12 protein-coding genes are annotated in these 15,239 nt (G+C 67.4%); 8 read left to right on the forward strand and 4 right to left on the reverse strand.

The window, feature by feature from the left end; genetic code table 11:
• Positions 1 to 19 precede the first annotated feature (19 nt).
• Genes AC07PE_RS22530 through AC07PE_RS22545 form a run of 4 tightly spaced genes read left to right on the forward strand, consistent with a single transcriptional unit; the run spans position 20 to position 4,778 of the window.
• Positions 20 to 931, forward strand: a complete 912-nt coding sequence (locus tag AC07PE_RS22530) for an isoaspartyl peptidase/L-asparaginase (RefSeq protein ID WP_498768673.1) — start codon at positions 20 to 22, stop codon at positions 929 to 931.
• 6 nt (positions 932 to 937) lie between these two features.
• Positions 938 to 1,855, forward strand: a complete 918-nt coding sequence (locus AC07PE_RS22535) for a cyanophycinase (RefSeq protein WP_498768675.1) — start codon at positions 938 to 940, stop codon at positions 1,853 to 1,855.
• Positions 1,852 to 4,443 carry a cyanophycin synthetase gene (gene cphA, locus AC07PE_RS22540; RefSeq protein WP_498768677.1) on the forward strand — a complete coding sequence of 864 codons (2,592 nt, stop codon included), beginning with the start codon at positions 1,852 to 1,854 and terminating at the stop codon, positions 4,441 to 4,443. Before AC07PE_RS22535 ends, cphA (AC07PE_RS22540) begins: the two co-directional genes overlap by 4 nt.
• Positions 4,443 to 4,778, forward strand: a complete 336-nt coding sequence (locus AC07PE_RS22545; RefSeq protein WP_498768679.1) for a hypothetical protein — start codon at positions 4,443 to 4,445, stop codon at positions 4,776 to 4,778. The genes cphA (AC07PE_RS22540) and AC07PE_RS22545 overlap by 1 nt, the downstream gene beginning before the upstream one ends.
• Positions 4,779 to 4,847: 69 nt before the next feature.
• Here AC07PE_RS22545 and cphA (AC07PE_RS22550) read toward each other — a convergent pair whose 3' ends face one another.
• The 4 genes from cphA (AC07PE_RS22550) to AC07PE_RS22565 form a co-directional block, all read right to left on the reverse strand.
• Entirely contained in the window at positions 4,848 to 7,484 is a 2,637-nt protein-coding gene (gene cphA, locus AC07PE_RS22550) for a cyanophycin synthetase (RefSeq protein ID WP_498768681.1), read from the reverse strand.
• Positions 7,485 to 7,568: 84 nt separating this feature from the next.
• Positions 7,569 to 9,014 carry an iron-containing redox enzyme family protein gene (locus AC07PE_RS22555; protein WP_498768683.1) on the reverse strand — a complete coding sequence of 482 codons (1,446 nt, stop codon included), beginning with the start codon at positions 9,012 to 9,014 and terminating at the stop codon, positions 7,569 to 7,571.
• Positions 9,015 to 9,235: 221 nt separating this feature from the next.
• Entirely contained in the window at positions 9,236 to 10,639 is a 1,404-nt protein-coding gene (gene bcaP, locus AC07PE_RS22560; protein ID WP_498768685.1) for a branched-chain amino acid transporter BcaP, read from the reverse strand.
• A gap of 199 nt (positions 10,640 to 10,838) precedes the next feature.
• A complete protein-coding gene (locus tag AC07PE_RS22565; RefSeq protein ID WP_498768687.1) occupies positions 10,839 to 11,684 on the reverse strand; it encodes a metallophosphoesterase in 846 nt (281 codons plus the stop codon).
• A gap of 139 nt (positions 11,685 to 11,823) precedes the next feature.
• Between AC07PE_RS22565 and AC07PE_RS22570 the strand changes: the two genes are divergently transcribed.
• From AC07PE_RS22570 to AC07PE_RS22585, 4 genes are all read left to right on the forward strand, one after another.
• Positions 11,824 to 12,450, forward strand: coding sequence for a LysE family translocator (locus AC07PE_RS22570; protein WP_498768689.1), 627 nt, complete (start codon positions 11,824 to 11,826; stop codon positions 12,448 to 12,450).
• 129 nt (positions 12,451 to 12,579) lie between these two features.
• Entirely contained in the window at positions 12,580 to 13,785 is a 1,206-nt protein-coding gene (locus AC07PE_RS22575) for an acyl-CoA dehydrogenase family protein (RefSeq protein ID WP_498768691.1), read from the forward strand.
• Positions 13,786 to 13,787: 2 nt separating this feature from the next.
• Positions 13,788 to 14,567, forward strand: a complete 780-nt coding sequence (locus AC07PE_RS22580) for a methionine ABC transporter ATP-binding protein (RefSeq protein WP_498768693.1) — start codon at positions 13,788 to 13,790, stop codon at positions 14,565 to 14,567.
• The gene (locus AC07PE_RS22585) at positions 14,560 to 15,222 is read left to right on the forward strand and encodes a methionine ABC transporter permease (protein WP_498768695.1); all 663 of its coding nucleotides are present in this window, start codon (positions 14,560 to 14,562) and stop codon (positions 15,220 to 15,222) included. Before AC07PE_RS22580 ends, AC07PE_RS22585 begins: the two co-directional genes overlap by 8 nt.
• Positions 15,223 to 15,239 lie beyond the last annotated feature (17 nt).

Consider the following 15,239-nt stretch of genomic DNA (forward strand, 5'->3'; position numbering starts at 1 on the left):
ATCATTTTGGAGAAGAAGAATGACAACAACACAAGGCGGCTTTGCCATCGTCGTCCACGGCGGCGCAGGCAGTTCCCCCGACTACAAGGACGGCTGCGAGCGCGCCGCGCAGCGCGCCGTCGAGGAACTCGGCATCAGCAGCGATGCACTGGAAGCCGCGATCGCCGCCGTCACTGTCCTCGAAGACGATGGCCGCTTCAACGCCGGCCGCGGCTCGGTGCTGTCGCTGGATGGCGCCACCGTCGAGATGGACGCCTCGGTCATGGACACGCGCGGCCGCCTGGGCGCGGTCGCCTGCGTGCGCGGCATCGAGAATCCGGTGCTGCTGGCACGCGCGGTGGCCGAGACCCCGCACTGGTTCCTGGCCGGCGACGGCGCCAACCGCTTCGCCGCCGCGATCCGCCATCCGCTGTGGGACAAGATCTCGGAGCACCAGCGCGAACAGCACCGCAAGGTGCGCGAAGCGCTGGCCGGCGCCGCCCCCGCCATGCCGGGTGTCGACAACAAGGCCTTCCTGCGCTTCTGGAACTACGGCAGCGCACCGGAGCTGCCGGCCGGCGCCGCCTGCGACACCGTGGGCGCCGTGGTGCGCGCGCCGGACGGCCACTTCGGCGTGGCCTCCTCCACCGGCGGCTCCGCGCCCTCGCTGCTGGGCCGGGTCGGCGATACGCCCATCATCGGCAGCGGCTTCTATGCGGGCCCACATGGCGCGGTGGCAGCCACCGGCATCGGCGAGCACATCGTGCGCCACCTGCTGGCGCACCGCGTCTACACCTGGATCGAAGACGGCATGCCGCTCGAACAGGCCCTCAAGCGCGGCATCGCCCTGTTCGGCGAGGACGTCGCCGTCGGCCTGATCGCGGTCACGCGTACCGAGACCGGCGCCTTGAGCAACCGCGACATGCCGCAAGCACAAATCACCCGAGACTAAAAGCACATGACAGCACGAGAAGAGATGCAGGAACAGCAGGAGAAGGCGCGCCAGCTGCGCGAAAGCCACGGCCACCTGGTGATCATCGGCGGCCACGAAGACCGCAAGCACGACATGGAAATCCTGACCCGCTTCGTCCAACTGTCCGGCGGTGCGGACGCGAAGATCGTCGTGATCTCGGCCGCCAGTTCGGTGGCTGACCAGATGTGGGAGATGTACGACAAGGCCTTCGGCGATCTGGGCGTGCAGAACCGCATGCACCTGCACCTGAAGAGCCGCCAGGACGCCAACGACGAAGAACACATCAAGGACATCCGCGACGCCACCGGCATCTTCATGACCGGCGGCGACCAGAAGCGCCTGCTGGCCATCATCGGCGGCACCGCCCTCGACGCCCAGATGCACACGGCCCTCAAGCTGCGCGGCGCCTGCATCGGCGGCACCAGCGCCGGCGCTTCGGCCATGTCCGGCCACATGCTGGCCACCGGCCGCGTGGAGCTGCATCCCGAAAAGGGCTCGGTCAGCCTCGGCGCCGGCCTCGGCTTCCTGCACAAAGTGGTCATCGACCAGCACTTCTCGGAGCGCCAGCGGCTTTCGCGCCTGCTGTCGGTGGTCGCCCAGAACCCATATTTGCAGGGCATCGGCATCGACGAAGACACCGCACTGGTGATCGAACGCGGCGTCGGCATCGAGGTGCTGGGCGAAGGCGCGGTCACCATCGTCGATGGCCGCAACATGAGCACCAACATCGCCGAGATCTCGGACCGCGAGACCCCGGAACTGATCGACGTCCGCCTGCACCTGCTGCCATCCGGGAGCAAGTACCGCCTGCCCGCGCACGACGAGGCCGGCGCCGACCGCCGCATCCCGCAGCCGCTGCTCGAATTTTTGGAAAATGTAACGAAACGGAACCCGATCTCATGAGAATCACCGAACAACGCTTCCTGCGCGGCCCCAACCTGTATGCCGCCACGCCCTGCCTCACTGCCGTCATCGACAATGAGGAAATCAGCGTCGCCGGCCTCGGCGCACGCCTGCTCGAGAAACTCCCCGGCATGCCGCCCGAAGCGTCGGCGCGCCTGTCCGACTGCAGCTCGCCCGCCGAGGCCCTGGAGCCGGTCACGATGGAATTGCAGCGCCTGGCCGGCGCCGCCGGCGGCTTCAGCCAGAGTTTGGCCGTGGCCGGCAAGCCCGGGCTGCTGCGCATGGTCTGCGGCTATACGCTCGAACAGGTGGCCGGCGCCGCCCTGCGCACCGCCCAGGACCTGGTCCGCGCCATCGCCGCGCACCAGGAATTCGATCTCGGCGCCGCAATCGAGGAACTGCAGGACACCGCCCACGATTACGCGATCGGCACCAGCACCGGCGCCGTCATCAACGCCGCCCACAAGCGCGGCATCCCTAGCCTGCGCCTGACCGACAATGCGAACCTGTTCCAGCTGGGCTGGGGCAGCAAGCAGAAACGCCTGCAGGCGACCATCACCGGCGCCACCAACAACATCGCGGTCGGCATCGCCAGCGACAAGCAGCTGACCAAGACCCTGCTCGACCAGGCCGGCTGCCCGGTCCCGGCCGGCGAAACCGTCACCAGCCTGGCCGCGGCGCAGCGCATTGCCCGCCGCCTCGGCACCGTGACCGTCAAGCCGCTCGACGCCAACCAGGGCAAGGGCGTCACCACCGCCTGTTCGACCCCGGAAGAAGTCGAGCGCGCCTTCGAATTCGCGCGCAAGTACGGCCGCCACGTCATCGTCGAAGAATTCCTGCGCGGCCGCGACTACCGCGTGCTGGTCACCGGCCGCAAGATCGCCGCCGCCTCCTGGCGCCGGCCGCCGCACGTGACCGGCGACGGCGTGCACACCATCCGCGAACTGGTCGAGATCGAGAACCGCAACCCGGCGCGCGGCGACGGCCACACCAACATCCTGACCAGGATTCCGCTCGACGACATCGCCCTGCAGGTACTGGCCAAACAGGGTTATGAGGCCGATGCGATTCCGCCCGAGGGCGAATCGGTCGACCTGCGCGGCAACGCCAACCTGTCCACCGGCGGCACCGCCGAAGACGTCACCGACCTGCTGCCGGAAGAGACCCGCGAGATCTGCATCCGCGCCGCCCGCACCATCGGCCTGGACGTGGCCGGCATCGACATCGTGTGCCAGGATATTTCGCAATCCCTGCGCGAGCAGCGCGGCGGCATCATCGAAGTGAATGCGGCGCCCGGCATCCGCATGCACCAGTACCCGAGCCGCGGCACCCCGCGCGATGCCGGCGCCGCCATCGTCGACGCCCTGTTCGGCGAGGACGACGGCCGCATCCCGCTGATCGGCGTGACCGGCACCAACGGCAAGACCACGACCACCCTCCTGATCGCCCACGCCGCCCGCATGGCCGGCCTGCGCACCGGCGTCACCACCACCGAAGGCGTGTACGTCGACGGCCAGCAGATCGCGAAAGGCGACTGCACCGGCTACCGTTCCGCGCGCAGCGTCCTGACCTCGCCGGACGTCGACTTCGCGGTGCTGGAGACGGCGCGCGGCGGCATCCTCAAGCGCGGCCTGGCCTACGACCGCTGCGACGTCTCGGTGGTGCTGAACGTCTCGGCCGACCACCTGGGCCTGGACGGCGTCGACACGGTCGAGGAGCTTGCCAAGGTCAAGGCGGTGGTGGCCCAGCGCGCCTCGCGTGCCGTGGTGCTGAACGCCGAGGACGACCACTGCGTGGCGATGGCCTCGCAGCTGGCGGACGGCGTCGAGGTGCTGTACTTCTCGCTGGACGCGGACAACCCGGTCCTGCTGCGCCACCTGGAGAACGGCGGCCGCGCGGTCTACTTCGAGGACAACGCCATCGTGCTGGCCGACGGCAGCTGCCACGAAGCGATCGTCGACGTGCGCCAGATGCCCGTGACGCTGAAAGGCGCGGCCCGCTACAACATCGCCAACAGCCTGGCCGCCGCCGCCGCGCTGGTCGCCAGCGGCTTTGGCAACGCCGAGATCGAGGACGGCCTGCGCAGCTTCGTCTCCGACTGGAAGAACAACCCGCTGCGCACGAACCTGTTCGACGTCGACGGCGTGACCGTGATCGTCGACTATGCGCACAACAGCGCCGCCTACGCCGCCCTGGCCGAAACTGCGCGCGCGATGACGCCGGGCCGGCTGGTAGGCGTGGTGGCGGCGCCGGGGGACCGGCGGGATGCGGACCTGGTCGATATTGGGGCTACCTGCGCGGCCGGCTTCGATGATCTGGTGGTGTATGAGACCGAGAATCGCGGGCGTGCGGCTGGTACTGTCTCCTCGAAACTGGTCGAGGGCATCCGCCTGGCGAAGTTCGAGGAAGATCACCTGCGCGTGGAGCTGGACGTGCACGAGGCGATCCGTGCCGGGCTGGCGCGCTGCGTGCCGGGGGATTTGCTGGTGTTCGGCTGCGGCTCGGATATCAGCGAGTTGCTGGAGGCGATTCGGCCGACCTCGCCGGAGGTGGCGAAGCGGATTGAGACCGAGGCAGCCTCGGTGTAATGAAAGAAACTTTCATCAAACACGGCTTGGTGAAAGACTATTGCAAAGGCAGCGTGTGGAGAACACGCTGCTTTTTTATTCACCTTTCACCACGCGTGCGTCCCTGTTCGGGCAGTTGGACGACAATTTGCGAGCCGGCACTTGCCGGCTCTATCGCCAAGGAGAAAGTCATGGGAAGAATGCCGAACGACGAACGCAGCGACAGCCTGAATCCGACCAGTGATGCCTACAAATCGAGCCAGGATAATCGCTCGGGGCAGCTCAATCCGGAAGACGAGCGCTACCAAGGTGGTCAGACAGCCGATGACGATGACGATGACGACCATGAGGAATAAGGACAAGACCTCTGCGCCGAAGGAAAGCTGAACGGCCGGGCAGCCGTCCCGGCCGATTCTTATTGCGAGTTAGCCCGCCTGCGCCGCAATCCGCTCCGCACTCTCCGGATCCATCTCCCGGATCGCCTCCACAAACACCTGCAGCGAGGACCCGCAGGCAAACACCAGCACATCCCCACGCTCGCACAAGCTGAGCCCCAGGCGGATCGCCTCGCCAACCTCCAGCTCGCGGTGGATGGTATCGGTCTTCCCAACCACCTCCTCCGCCCCCTGCACGATCAGGTCGACCGCCCCGCCATACGCCCGGCCACGGCTCGAGGACTCGTACACCACCAGCTCATCGAAGCGCGCGGCGCACACGCGCCCGACCTCGAGCAGGTCCTCGTCGCGGCGGTCGCCCGGCGCGGTGACGATGCCGACCAGATTCCCGGGCAGCAGCGAGCGCGCCATCTCGGCCAGCGCTTTATACGCCGCCGGGTTGTGCGCATAGTCGACGATCACGGTCACGCCGCGCACCTCGAATACATTGGTGCGCAGCGGGTTGGTCTTGCCGTCGCTGACGAAGGTGGAGAGACCGGTAGCAATCTGCAGATTCGAAAAACCTGCCGCCATCAGTGCTGCCGCCGCGGCCAGCCCGTTGGCGATGTTGTAGCGCGCGCGGCCGCCCATCGAGATCGGCATGCTTTCCACCCGCAGCAGCTCCTGGTGCACGCTGCCGTCGGCGAGGACGATGGCGTTGTCCTGCAGGTAGGCGGCGCGGCCGCCCTCTTCCAGGTGGCGCAGCAGCACCGGTTCTTCCGGATTCATCGCGAAGTAGACCAGCTCGACGTCCGGGCGCACGCGGCGCGCCATCGCCACGCACAGCGGGTCTTCCGCATTCAGCACGGCGGCGCGGGTGGCGGACAGCGGCACCACCGCCTTCACCTGGGCCAGGTCTTCGATGGTTTCGATGCCGTCCAGGCCCAGGTGGTCGGGCGAGACGTTCAGGCAGATGCCGACGTCGCAGCGGTCGAAGGCCAGGCCGCGCTTGAGGATGCCGCCGCGCGCCGTCTCCAGCACCGCGATCTCGACGTCGGGCGCGGACAGCACGGTGCGCGCCGACCAGTAGCCGGTGCAGTCGCCCTTGGTGATCTGTTTGCCGTCGACGTAGACGCCGTGGGTGGTGGTGGCGCCGGTCACGCGGCCTGCCAGGCGCACGGTGTGCGCCATCAGCAGCGTGGTCGTGGTCTTGCCGTTAGTGCCGGTGCAGGCGATGATCGGGATGCGGCCGTCCGAGTTGCCCATCAGGCCCTCGACGATGGCGTCACCGGCGTCGCGCGGCGTGCCGCTGCTCGGGTACTGGTGCATGCGGATGCCCGGCGCCGCGTTCACCTCGATGACGGCGCCGCCCTGGGCTGCCAGCGGCAGGCCGATGTCGCGGCAGACGATGTCGATGCCAGCCACGTCGAGCCCGATCTTGGCCGCCGCGCGCACGCAGATCTGGCGCGTCGTCTCCGGCAGCAGATCGGTCACGTCTTCCGCGGTGCCGCCGGTGGACAGGTTGGCGTTGCCGCGCAGTTCGACGGTCACGCCCTCGGCCGGCACGGAGTCCGGCGCGTAGCCCTGCTTGCGCAGGATGTCCTCGGCATGGGCGTCGAGCGCGATCTGGGTCAGGATGTTGGTGTGGCCTGCGCCGCGCGCCGGATTGCGGTTCTCGATCTCGACCAGTTCGCGGATACTGAGCCGGCCGTCGCCGACGATGTGGGCCGGACGCCGGCAGGAGGCCGCGGCGACCCGGCCGGCGGCCACGAACACGCGGTAGTCGCGGCCCTGGATGTAGCGCTCGACGATGATCTTGCGGCCATGCTTGCGGGCGAAGGCATAGGCCTGCTCCACCTCCTCGGGCGTGCGGCAGTCGACCGTCACGCCCTTGCCCTGGTTGGCGTCGAGCGGTTTCACGGTCACCGGCACTTTCAGGCGATTCGCCACGCGCAGGGCGTCGTCGATGTTCGTCACAGTTTCACCTTCCGGCACCGGCACGCCGGCCTCCTGCAGCAGCTGCTTGGTCAGCTGCTTGTCGCTGGCTATGCGCACTGCGATATTGCTGGTCTCGCCCGTGATGGTGGCCTGGATGCGCTTCTGCTTGACGCCCCAGCCCAGCTGGAACAGGTTGGCGTCTTCGGTGATGCGCTGGACCGGGATGCCGCGCTCGTGGGCCGCCGCCAGCACGGCCGCGGTGCTGGTGCCGATCGCGTAGTGCTCGGCCAGTTCGCGCAGCTCCTCCAGGCGCGGCGCCAGGTCGAAGGATGGCGCGCCATGCGCCAGCGCGTCGACGATCTCCACCGCCAGCTCGAAGGCCGGCTGCGCCACTTTCTCGATCTGGTAGGCACAGACGATGCGGTACTGGCCCGGCGTGCCGGCCACGGGGCGGGTGCGGCCGAAGCTGGCCGGGGCGCCGGCCAGGCATTGCAGGCCCAGGCAGACGTGTTCGATCACGCGCGCCAGGTAGGTGCCTTCGCGCAGGCGCTGGGCGAAACCGCCGGGCTGGCCGGTCGGCACCAGGTAGTCGGCCAGCGAAGGCAGCAGGTTGAGCAAGGCCTCGTTGAATTGCGGGAGCTCGCGGGTCGAGACGCCGTACAGGTCGCCGAGGTCGACCACGGACAGCAGGCAGGGGGTATCCGCGTGGATGTTCGGGCCACGTAGGAATCGTTGTTCGAGAATTTGCACGGGCAGGTCCTTAGTCGTGGAAAAGCGCGGAGGGGAAGAACCCGCCCGCGCCGGAAAATCTGTTCTTGTATGCCGCCGTTACCGTCAAGCGTCGAGCAGTTGCGAATACAAACGCGTCGCCATCAAACCGATCGCCGTGTGGTGCACGGATGGCGACATCAACCTGGCCAGCATCGCCATCGCCTCGCTCTTGCCGTCGGCGCCGGCCACCTTCTCTTCCAGCTCGCGCAGTTCGCTGTCGCCCGCCAGCGCACCCGCGGCATGGCGCCGGATCAGGCCGCGCTCCGGATAGCCGCTGCGGCCGGCGTGCTGGTTCAGGGTGTCGAGCGTACGCTGGCGCGCGCGGTGGCTCAGCACGCGCGTCGTGCGCTGGGTGTCGCTGGCATCGCGCGGGGTCTGGATCCAGTCGCGCAGCACCTGCTGCTCATAGCTGGAGAAGACGCCGAACATCTCGGCGCGCTCGCCCTGGATCAGGCGCCAGAAGCGGCTATGCTCCACCTCCTGCCCGCGCTGGATCCAGCCGGCGTTTTCCATCGCCGCCAGAAAGTCCGGGATCTGCTTGGGCTCACCCAGCCAGTCGTTGATCGAGCGGCCCGCCACGCGGCAGTAATCCGAGTGCATGTTGCGGCCGACCGCGGCCTTGGCCGTGAAGATCTCGACCAACTCTGCTTCCAGGTCGAACGCAGCGATGATCGAGGTGGTGCAGGCGCCCAGCTCGTTCAGGCGGTAGCCGTCCAGCACGCGCTGGAAGAAGGCGGCCGGGTCGCTGGACTGCGCCATCAGGTTGCGCAGCGCCTGCACGGCCTTGTGGGCGTGGCCGCTGCCGGCATTGTCGACGGTGACGTGCAGGGTGAAGTAATACGGGTCGATGCCCAGTTCGTTCAGTTCGTAGGACGTGATCAGCAGGTGCAGCGGCAGTTGCTCGTAGCCGAGGTTGTAGCCGATGACTTCGGGCAGGAACTGGTCGGCGTTGTATGCCAGCGCGAGCTGGATCGCGCCCTGCACGAAGTGGGCTTCCGACAGGTTTTCCCAGTGCTCGCAGCCATGCGCGGCCAGCAGGCGGCGGTACAGGGTCACGTGGTTCTTGTCCGGCACGCCGTCGCCCAGCTCTTCGAGATAGGTCTTGATGAGCGGGTGGAAGTCCGGGTTTTCCCAGCGTCCGAGGGTGCCGTACAGCCAGGCGCCGTCGACCAGCTTGGTCGGCGCGGCGCCCTTCAGGAAATACAGGGCATGCGATTTGCTGCCGAAATAGCGGCGCGCTGCGCCGTTCTTGCGTGCGTTCAGGTATTCGCGGTAGGCGATGCCGACCGCCTCGGCGCGGCCCTGGATCCAGCCGGGCAGCTCCCACACGGATTCCGGCAGGTCGCAGGGTTCCTGGCGCGCAGCGTCGATCTGGGCCAGCAGGTAATCGCGGGACGTGCCGGCGGCTGCCTGCGGGTTGTCGAGCAGGGAAAAGTACAGGGCTTTCGAGCTCGCGACAGCCTGATCCGCATGCGCTTGTGGCGCAATCTCCAGCTCAGGCGTATCCATAGCAAACGTGGTAGTCATAGACAATCTTTTGGTAAATGTTCTACCGAGATTATCCAGACTGGGCATGGCGCACGAAATCGGTTCGCAACTCCCCTGTATGTCGGACCAGGCTTACAAAAATTGCATTGTTTTGGCGCGAGCGCGCACAAAATGCGTGCGGGGCGCGCCGGCTGTGTGCCGGGGCGCCCCGCTTGTTACTGCTTGAGAACGATCTTAGCGGATCAGGGCTGGGTCACGCCGTGCAGCAGCGAACGGCTGCGCGCATAGCCGAAGTAGACCAGCAGGCCGATGCCCAGCCAGATCAGGAAGGCGATCCAGGTGATGGCGCTCAGGAAGCTCATCAGCGCCAGGCAGAACACCACGGCGATGGCCGGCACGATCGGCACGCCCGGGCAGCGGAAGGCGCGCTTCAGGTCCGGACGCTTCTTGCGCAGCACGACGACGGCCACCGACACCAGGCAGAACGCGGCCAGGGTGCCGATATTGACCAGCTCGGCCAGCACGTTCAGCGGCACGAAGGCGGCGATCACGCCGAACACGATGCCGACCAGCCAGGTGGCGAAGTAAGGCGTGCCGTATTTCGGATGCACGGTCGACAGCTTGGCCGGCAGCAGGCCGTCACGCGACATCGCGAACAGGATCCGGGTCTGGCCGTAAGCCATCACCAGCATCACCGTGGTCATGCCGAGGATGGCGCCAAGGTCGGTCAGGGGCGCCAGCCAGTTGACGCCGGCGTGCTGCAGAGCCAGCGAGACCGGGTGGTCGACGCCTTCGAACATCTTGAACGGGACGATGCCGGTCATGATGGCCGACACGATCACGTACAGGATGGTGCAGATGGCCAGCGAACCGATGATGCCGATCGGCAGGTCGCGCTTTGGATTCTTGACTTCCTCGGCGGCCGAGGTGACCGCGTCGAAGCCGATGAAGGCGAAGAACACCAGTGCGGCGGCGCTCATGATGCCCGAGGCGCCGAACGGGGCATACGGCGCCCAGTTGTCGGTGTTGATGTGGCCGAAACCGAACAGGATGAACAGCACCACCACCGAGATCTTGATGACCACCATGACGTTGTTGACGCGGGCCGACTCGCGCACGCCCAGCGACAGCATCCAGGTCAGGAACAGCATGATCACCAGGGCCGGCAGGTTCATCACCGTATCGACGCCCGGGCGGGCGCCTGGCGCCGCCGTCAATGCCGCTGGCAGGTCGATGCCGACAGTGTGCAGCAGCGACTGGAAATAGCCGGACCAACCGACTGCGACGGTCGAGGTCGCAAGACCATACTCGAGCAGCAGGTCCCAGCCGATCATCCAGGCGACCAGTTCGCCCAGCACCGCGTAGCTGTAGGTATAGATCGAGCCGGCGATGGGCACGGTCGAGGCGAACTCGGCGTAGCACATGGCCGCAAAGCCGCAGGCGATGGCGGCGACGATGAAGGAAACCGTCAGCGCCGGGCCGGCGGTCAGCGCGCCGGTGCCGGTCAGGACGAAGATACCGGTTCCGACGATGGCGCCGATCCCCATGAGGATCAGGTCGAAGGGCCCGAGCACCTTCTTCAGCCCGCCGGGGGTACCGGCATGGGCGACCATCTTGTCGAGATTCTTGGTTCTAAAAAGACTCACTGCGTTTCTCCAATCGATAGTAGATAGAACCCATGCCTTTTATAGTTTGCATGTCTCCTCTGCGGGGCACGGGCTGACCAGCATGATTCTTGCGGCATGTCATTATCTCCATTCTGTTATCTGGAATCAAAGGAAATACTCAAAAATCAATCATCAGAGTACGCCGTTGCCTATTAAACGGTCAAACGGCGAAGAAAATTCAGCGCAAGGTGCAGATCAGGAGCTCGGGATTCGCATGCATACGTAGGGGAATGCCGGCGCAGCCGATGCCGCGGCCGACGAACAGCGGGCCGTTGCCGGGGATCTCGAAGCGGCCATGCGAGTATTGACGCGAGTACGGTCCGCTGGGACGCTTGTACGGCGCGCCGCTGCGGCGCACGATCTGCCCGCCGTGGGTGTGCCCGGCCAGGCCGAGGTCGAAACGCTGGCTGCCGAGCTGCCACAGGCCGTCCGGCGAGTGCATCAGGTAGATGCGCACCGGCCCGGCGCCGGCGAAGCTTGCCTCGGCCGAGGGCTCGCCGGTCCAGGGGTCGTCGATACCGCAGATGCTGACTTCGCCGAAGGGCGCCGGCAGCGCGACGTTGCGGTTGACCAGCAGCTCGACGCCCGCCGCCGCCAGCGCCGCGCCCACTTCTTCGCGGCCGTTCCAGACGTCGTGGTTGCCCAGCACCGCATAGGTGCCGAGCGGCGCCTTCGCCTGCTCGAGGAAGCTGCGCAGATATTCGATGTTGGCGGCATCGAAGGAAATGTAGTCGCCGCCCAGCAGCAGCACGTCCGGGCGTTCGCGGCGCAGCTGCTCCAGCACGGCGTCGAAGATGGCCGGGTCGGTGGTCGGGCCGGCGTGGAAATCCGAGGCGAAGGCGATGGTGAGCGGCCGCGGCAGGCGATGCTCCGGGCCGAGCTGAACCTCATGGCGGGCGACTTCCAGCCTGCCGTGCCCGCCCAGGCGCCAGCTGAGGCCCGCCACCCAGCCTTTCATCAGCAGGACGTCGAGCACCCGCTCGGTGGCGTGGCGGAATGGCCGGTGGTGCTTGCTTGGTTTCATACGGCCCAGACTATACAGCAGCTTGCAAAAATTGCCACTTTATACCAGGCGCCATTCCGCTGGCGCAGCTTACGCCGACACTAGTGCTCAGTGTCAACGACGTGTAAGATCGACATCTTTCGAACTGCCGCCCTCTTCCATGCTGACACCCGAACAGTTGCTCGCCTTCCTGGCCGCCGCCATCCTGCTAACCCTGTCGCCGGGTCCCGACAACATGATGGTGCTGGGCATCGGCATGGCCAAGGGCCGGCTGCGCGGCCTGGCCTTCGGGCTCGGCTGCGCGCTCGGTTGCCTGAGCCATACCTTGCTGGCGGTGATCGGCGTGAGTGCGCTGATCGCGGCCTCGCCGCTGGCCTTCACGACCCTGAAAGTGTGCGGCGGCCTCTACCTGGCCTGGATGGGCTTCAACGCCATCCGCAGCCGCGGCGGCGCCTCGGCCAGCCGTCTTGATCCCGTGGTCGAATCGGCCCGCACCCTGTTCTTCCGCGGTGTGTTCGCGAACGCCATCAATCCCAAGGTGGTGCTGTTCTTCCTGTCCTTCCTGCCGCAGTTCGTCGCCACCCAGCGCGGCGACGCCAACCTGCAGATCGGCCTGCTCGGCCTGGCCTTCACGGCACAGGCGGCCGTCCTGTTCGGCCTGCTGGGCTGGTTTTCCGGCGCGGTGGGCGGCTGGCTGTCGCGCCGCCCGCGCGCCGGCATGTGGCTGGACCGGATCGCCGGCACGATCTTCATCGCGCTCGGCCTGCGCCTGATCGTGGCGCGCTGAACGCAGGGCACACTTGCATAGACGTTTTCCGTTTTAAGGTTTAGCTAATATGCTAGGCCGAATATCTTCGTTCACGCGCGGGGCATGGTTTGGAATACTGGGCAGCATTGCTGAACAGGACAAGCGACCATGCATCTGGCTAGCCTTCCCCCGGCCCACGAGGCCGAACTCTTCGATCCCATCGCCGCTGCCGAAGAACTCGCGCAGCGCCTGCTTGAGACCGCCGTCGAACGCGACGCCGCCGGCGGCCATGCCGGCCCCGAACGCGAGCTGATCCGCGCATCCGGCCTGCTGGCCCTGTCCGTGCCGCGCCTCCACGGCGGCCTCGGCGCCGACTGGGCCACGACCCTGCGCACGGTGCGCATCGTCGCCCGCGCCGACAGCGCCCTCGCCCACTTGCTCGGCTTCCACCACCTGCAACTGGCCGGGCTCCAGCTCTACGGCAGCGCGGCCCAGCAGCGCCGGCTGCTCGGCGCCAGCGTCGACGAACGCATTTTCTGGGGCAATGCCCTGAACCCGCTGGACAAGCGCCTGGTCGCCACGCCCACCGCCGGCGGCTACCTGCTGAACGGCGTGAAAAGCTTCGCGTCCGGCTCGGTCGGCTCCGACTGGCTGACCGTCTCGGCCTGGGATCCGCTGGCGAATGCCGCGTTGATTGCGGTGCTGCCGACGCGCCAGCCGGGCATCGAGGTGCAGGCCGACTGGGACGCCTTCGGCCAGCGCCAGACCGACAGCGGCAACGTCCACTTCAGCGGCGTGCTGCTGCCCGACGACCTGGTGCTGCAGGCCCCGGGCCAGCCGGCCAGCCCGCGCACCACCCTGCGCTCGCAGGTGGCGCAGCTGATCATGGCGAATCTCTACCTGGGACTGGCCGAAGGGGCGATGGATGCCGCGCGGCGCTACCTGCGCGAAGATGCGCGGCCCTGGTTCGCCGCCAGTACCGAAGTAAAGTACGCCACCGACGACCCCTTCGTGCAGCACCGCTTCGGCCAGTTCCGCCTCCAGGTGCGGCCGGCCCAGGTGCTGGCCGACCACGCCGCGCGCGAGCTCGATGGCGCCTGGCGCCGCGGGGCCGAACTCACGGCCGCGGGACGCGGCGAAGTCGCGCTGGCGGTGGCCGAGGCCAAGGTGCTGTCGCATCGCGCCGCCATCGAGATCGCCAGCCAGCTGTTCGAACTGACCGGCGCTCGTTCGACCTCGAGCCGCTATGGCCTGGACCGCTACTGGCGCAACGCCCGCGTGCACACGCTGCACGACCCGGTCGACTACAAGCTGCGCGATCTTGGGCGGCATGCGCTGGACGGGCGCTATCCCGAGCCGACGCCGTATTCGTGATCATGAGTGCACTCATTCGTATCGAGCGCGTGTCCAAGGCTTTCGGGGCCGGCGTGCCGGCATTGCGCGAGGTGTCGCTGCGCATCGAAGGCGGCGACATCTTCGGCATTGTCGGCCGCAGCGGCGCCGGCAAGTCGACCCTGCTGCGCATGATGAATCTGCTGGAACGGCCGGACAGCGGCACGGTGGAAGTCGGCGGCCGCGAGCTGACGGCGCTGTCCGAGCGCGAGCTGCGCGCCGCCCGCCAGGAAATCGGCATGATCTTCCAGGGCTATAACCTGCTGCAGAACCTGACGGTGTTCGACAACGTCGCCTTTCCGCTGCGCCTGCACGGTCGCCTGAACCCGCCGCGCCTGCGCCACCGCGTCGAAGAATGCCTCGACCTGGTGGGCCTGGCCGACAAGGCGCGCAGCTACCCGGCCCAACTCTCGGGCGGACAGAAGCAGCGGGTGGCGATCGCCCGCGCGCTGGCCAACCGGCCGGCGATCCTGCTGTGCGACGAGCCGACCTCCGCGCTGGACGCCGAGACCACGCGCGGCCTGCTGCAAACCCTGCGCGCCGTGAACGCGGAGCTGGGCGTCACCATCGTGATCGTCAGCCACGAGCTGCCGGCACTCGGTGCGCTGTGCCGGCGTGTGGCCGTGATCGAGGACGGGCGGGTGGCCGAGGAATTCGCCCTGGACGACGCGAGCACGCCGCGCGTTACCGCGCTGGGCCGCGAACTTGCTTTCCATAGTGCGGAAGCAGCGGCGGCCCCGCGCCAGGGGGCGCTGCATGCTTGAGACCCTGCGCGAACTCATGCCCGAGCTGCTGACCGCCCTGGGCCAGACCCTCACCATGCTGGGCATCGGCCTTGCCTCGGCCCTGCTGCTCGGCGGCCCGCTCGGCGTGCTGCTGTTCCAGGCCGGACGCGCTGCTCCCGGGCGCTTGCGGATACTGGGCCGCCTGCTGGGCTGGGCCGTCAACACCTTGCGCTCCTTCCCCTTCATCGTGCTGCTGGTCGCACTGGTCCCCTTCACACGTCTGCTGACGGGCACCTCGATCGGACCGCTGGCCGCCGCCGTGCCGCTGTCCATCGCCGCGATTCCCTATTTTGCGCGCCTGGTCGAACAGACCCTGGCCGAGGTGCCGCACGGCGTGATCGAGGCGGCGCAAGCCATGGGTGCATCGAAGCTGCAAATCGTCACCCGCGTACTGCTGGTCGAAGCGCGCTCCGGCCTGGTGCTGGCACTGACGGTGCTGGCGATCAGCTTTCTCTCGTATTCCGCGGTAGCCGGGGTGGTCGGCGGCGGCGGCATCGGCGACCTTGCCATCCGCTACGGCTATTACCGCTTCGACACCGACATCATGATCCTGACCGTGGCCGTGCTGGTGGTGCTGGTGCAGACCATCCAGTTCACCGGCGCCCGCCTCGCGCACAGGCTCGACAAACGCTGACAACAGGAAGGGAAGAA

The sequence above is a fragment of the Telluria sp. GW821-FHT07G12 genome, from assembly GCF_059418525.1.

Coding starts and splice junctions, on each gene's coding strand:
- AC07PE_RS22530 (WP_498768673.1), top strand. CDS start 20: ATGACAACAACACAAGGCGGCTTTGCCATCGTCGTCCACGGCGGCGCA.
- AC07PE_RS22535 (WP_498768675.1), top strand. CDS start 938: ATGACAGCACGAGAAGAGATGCAGGAACAGCAGGAGAAGGCGCGCCAG.
- cphA (WP_498768677.1), top strand. CDS start 1,852: ATGAGAATCACCGAACAACGCTTCCTGCGCGGCCCCAACCTGTATGCC.
- AC07PE_RS22545 (WP_498768679.1), top strand. CDS start 4,443: ATGAAAGAAACTTTCATCAAACACGGCTTGGTGAAAGACTATTGCAAA.
- AC07PE_RS22555 (WP_498768683.1), bottom strand. CDS start 9,014: ATGGATACGCCTGAGCTGGAGATTGCGCCACAAGCGCATGCGGATCAG.
- AC07PE_RS22565 (WP_498768687.1), bottom strand. CDS start 11,684: ATGAAACCAAGCAAGCACCACCGGCCATTCCGCCACGCCACCGAGCGG.
- AC07PE_RS22570 (WP_498768689.1), top strand. CDS start 11,824: ATGCTGACACCCGAACAGTTGCTCGCCTTCCTGGCCGCCGCCATCCTG.
- AC07PE_RS22575 (WP_498768691.1), top strand. CDS start 12,580: ATGCATCTGGCTAGCCTTCCCCCGGCCCACGAGGCCGAACTCTTCGAT.
- AC07PE_RS22580 (WP_498768693.1), top strand. CDS start 13,788: ATGAGTGCACTCATTCGTATCGAGCGCGTGTCCAAGGCTTTCGGGGCC.
- AC07PE_RS22585 (WP_498768695.1), top strand. CDS start 14,560: ATGCTTGAGACCCTGCGCGAACTCATGCCCGAGCTGCTGACCGCCCTG.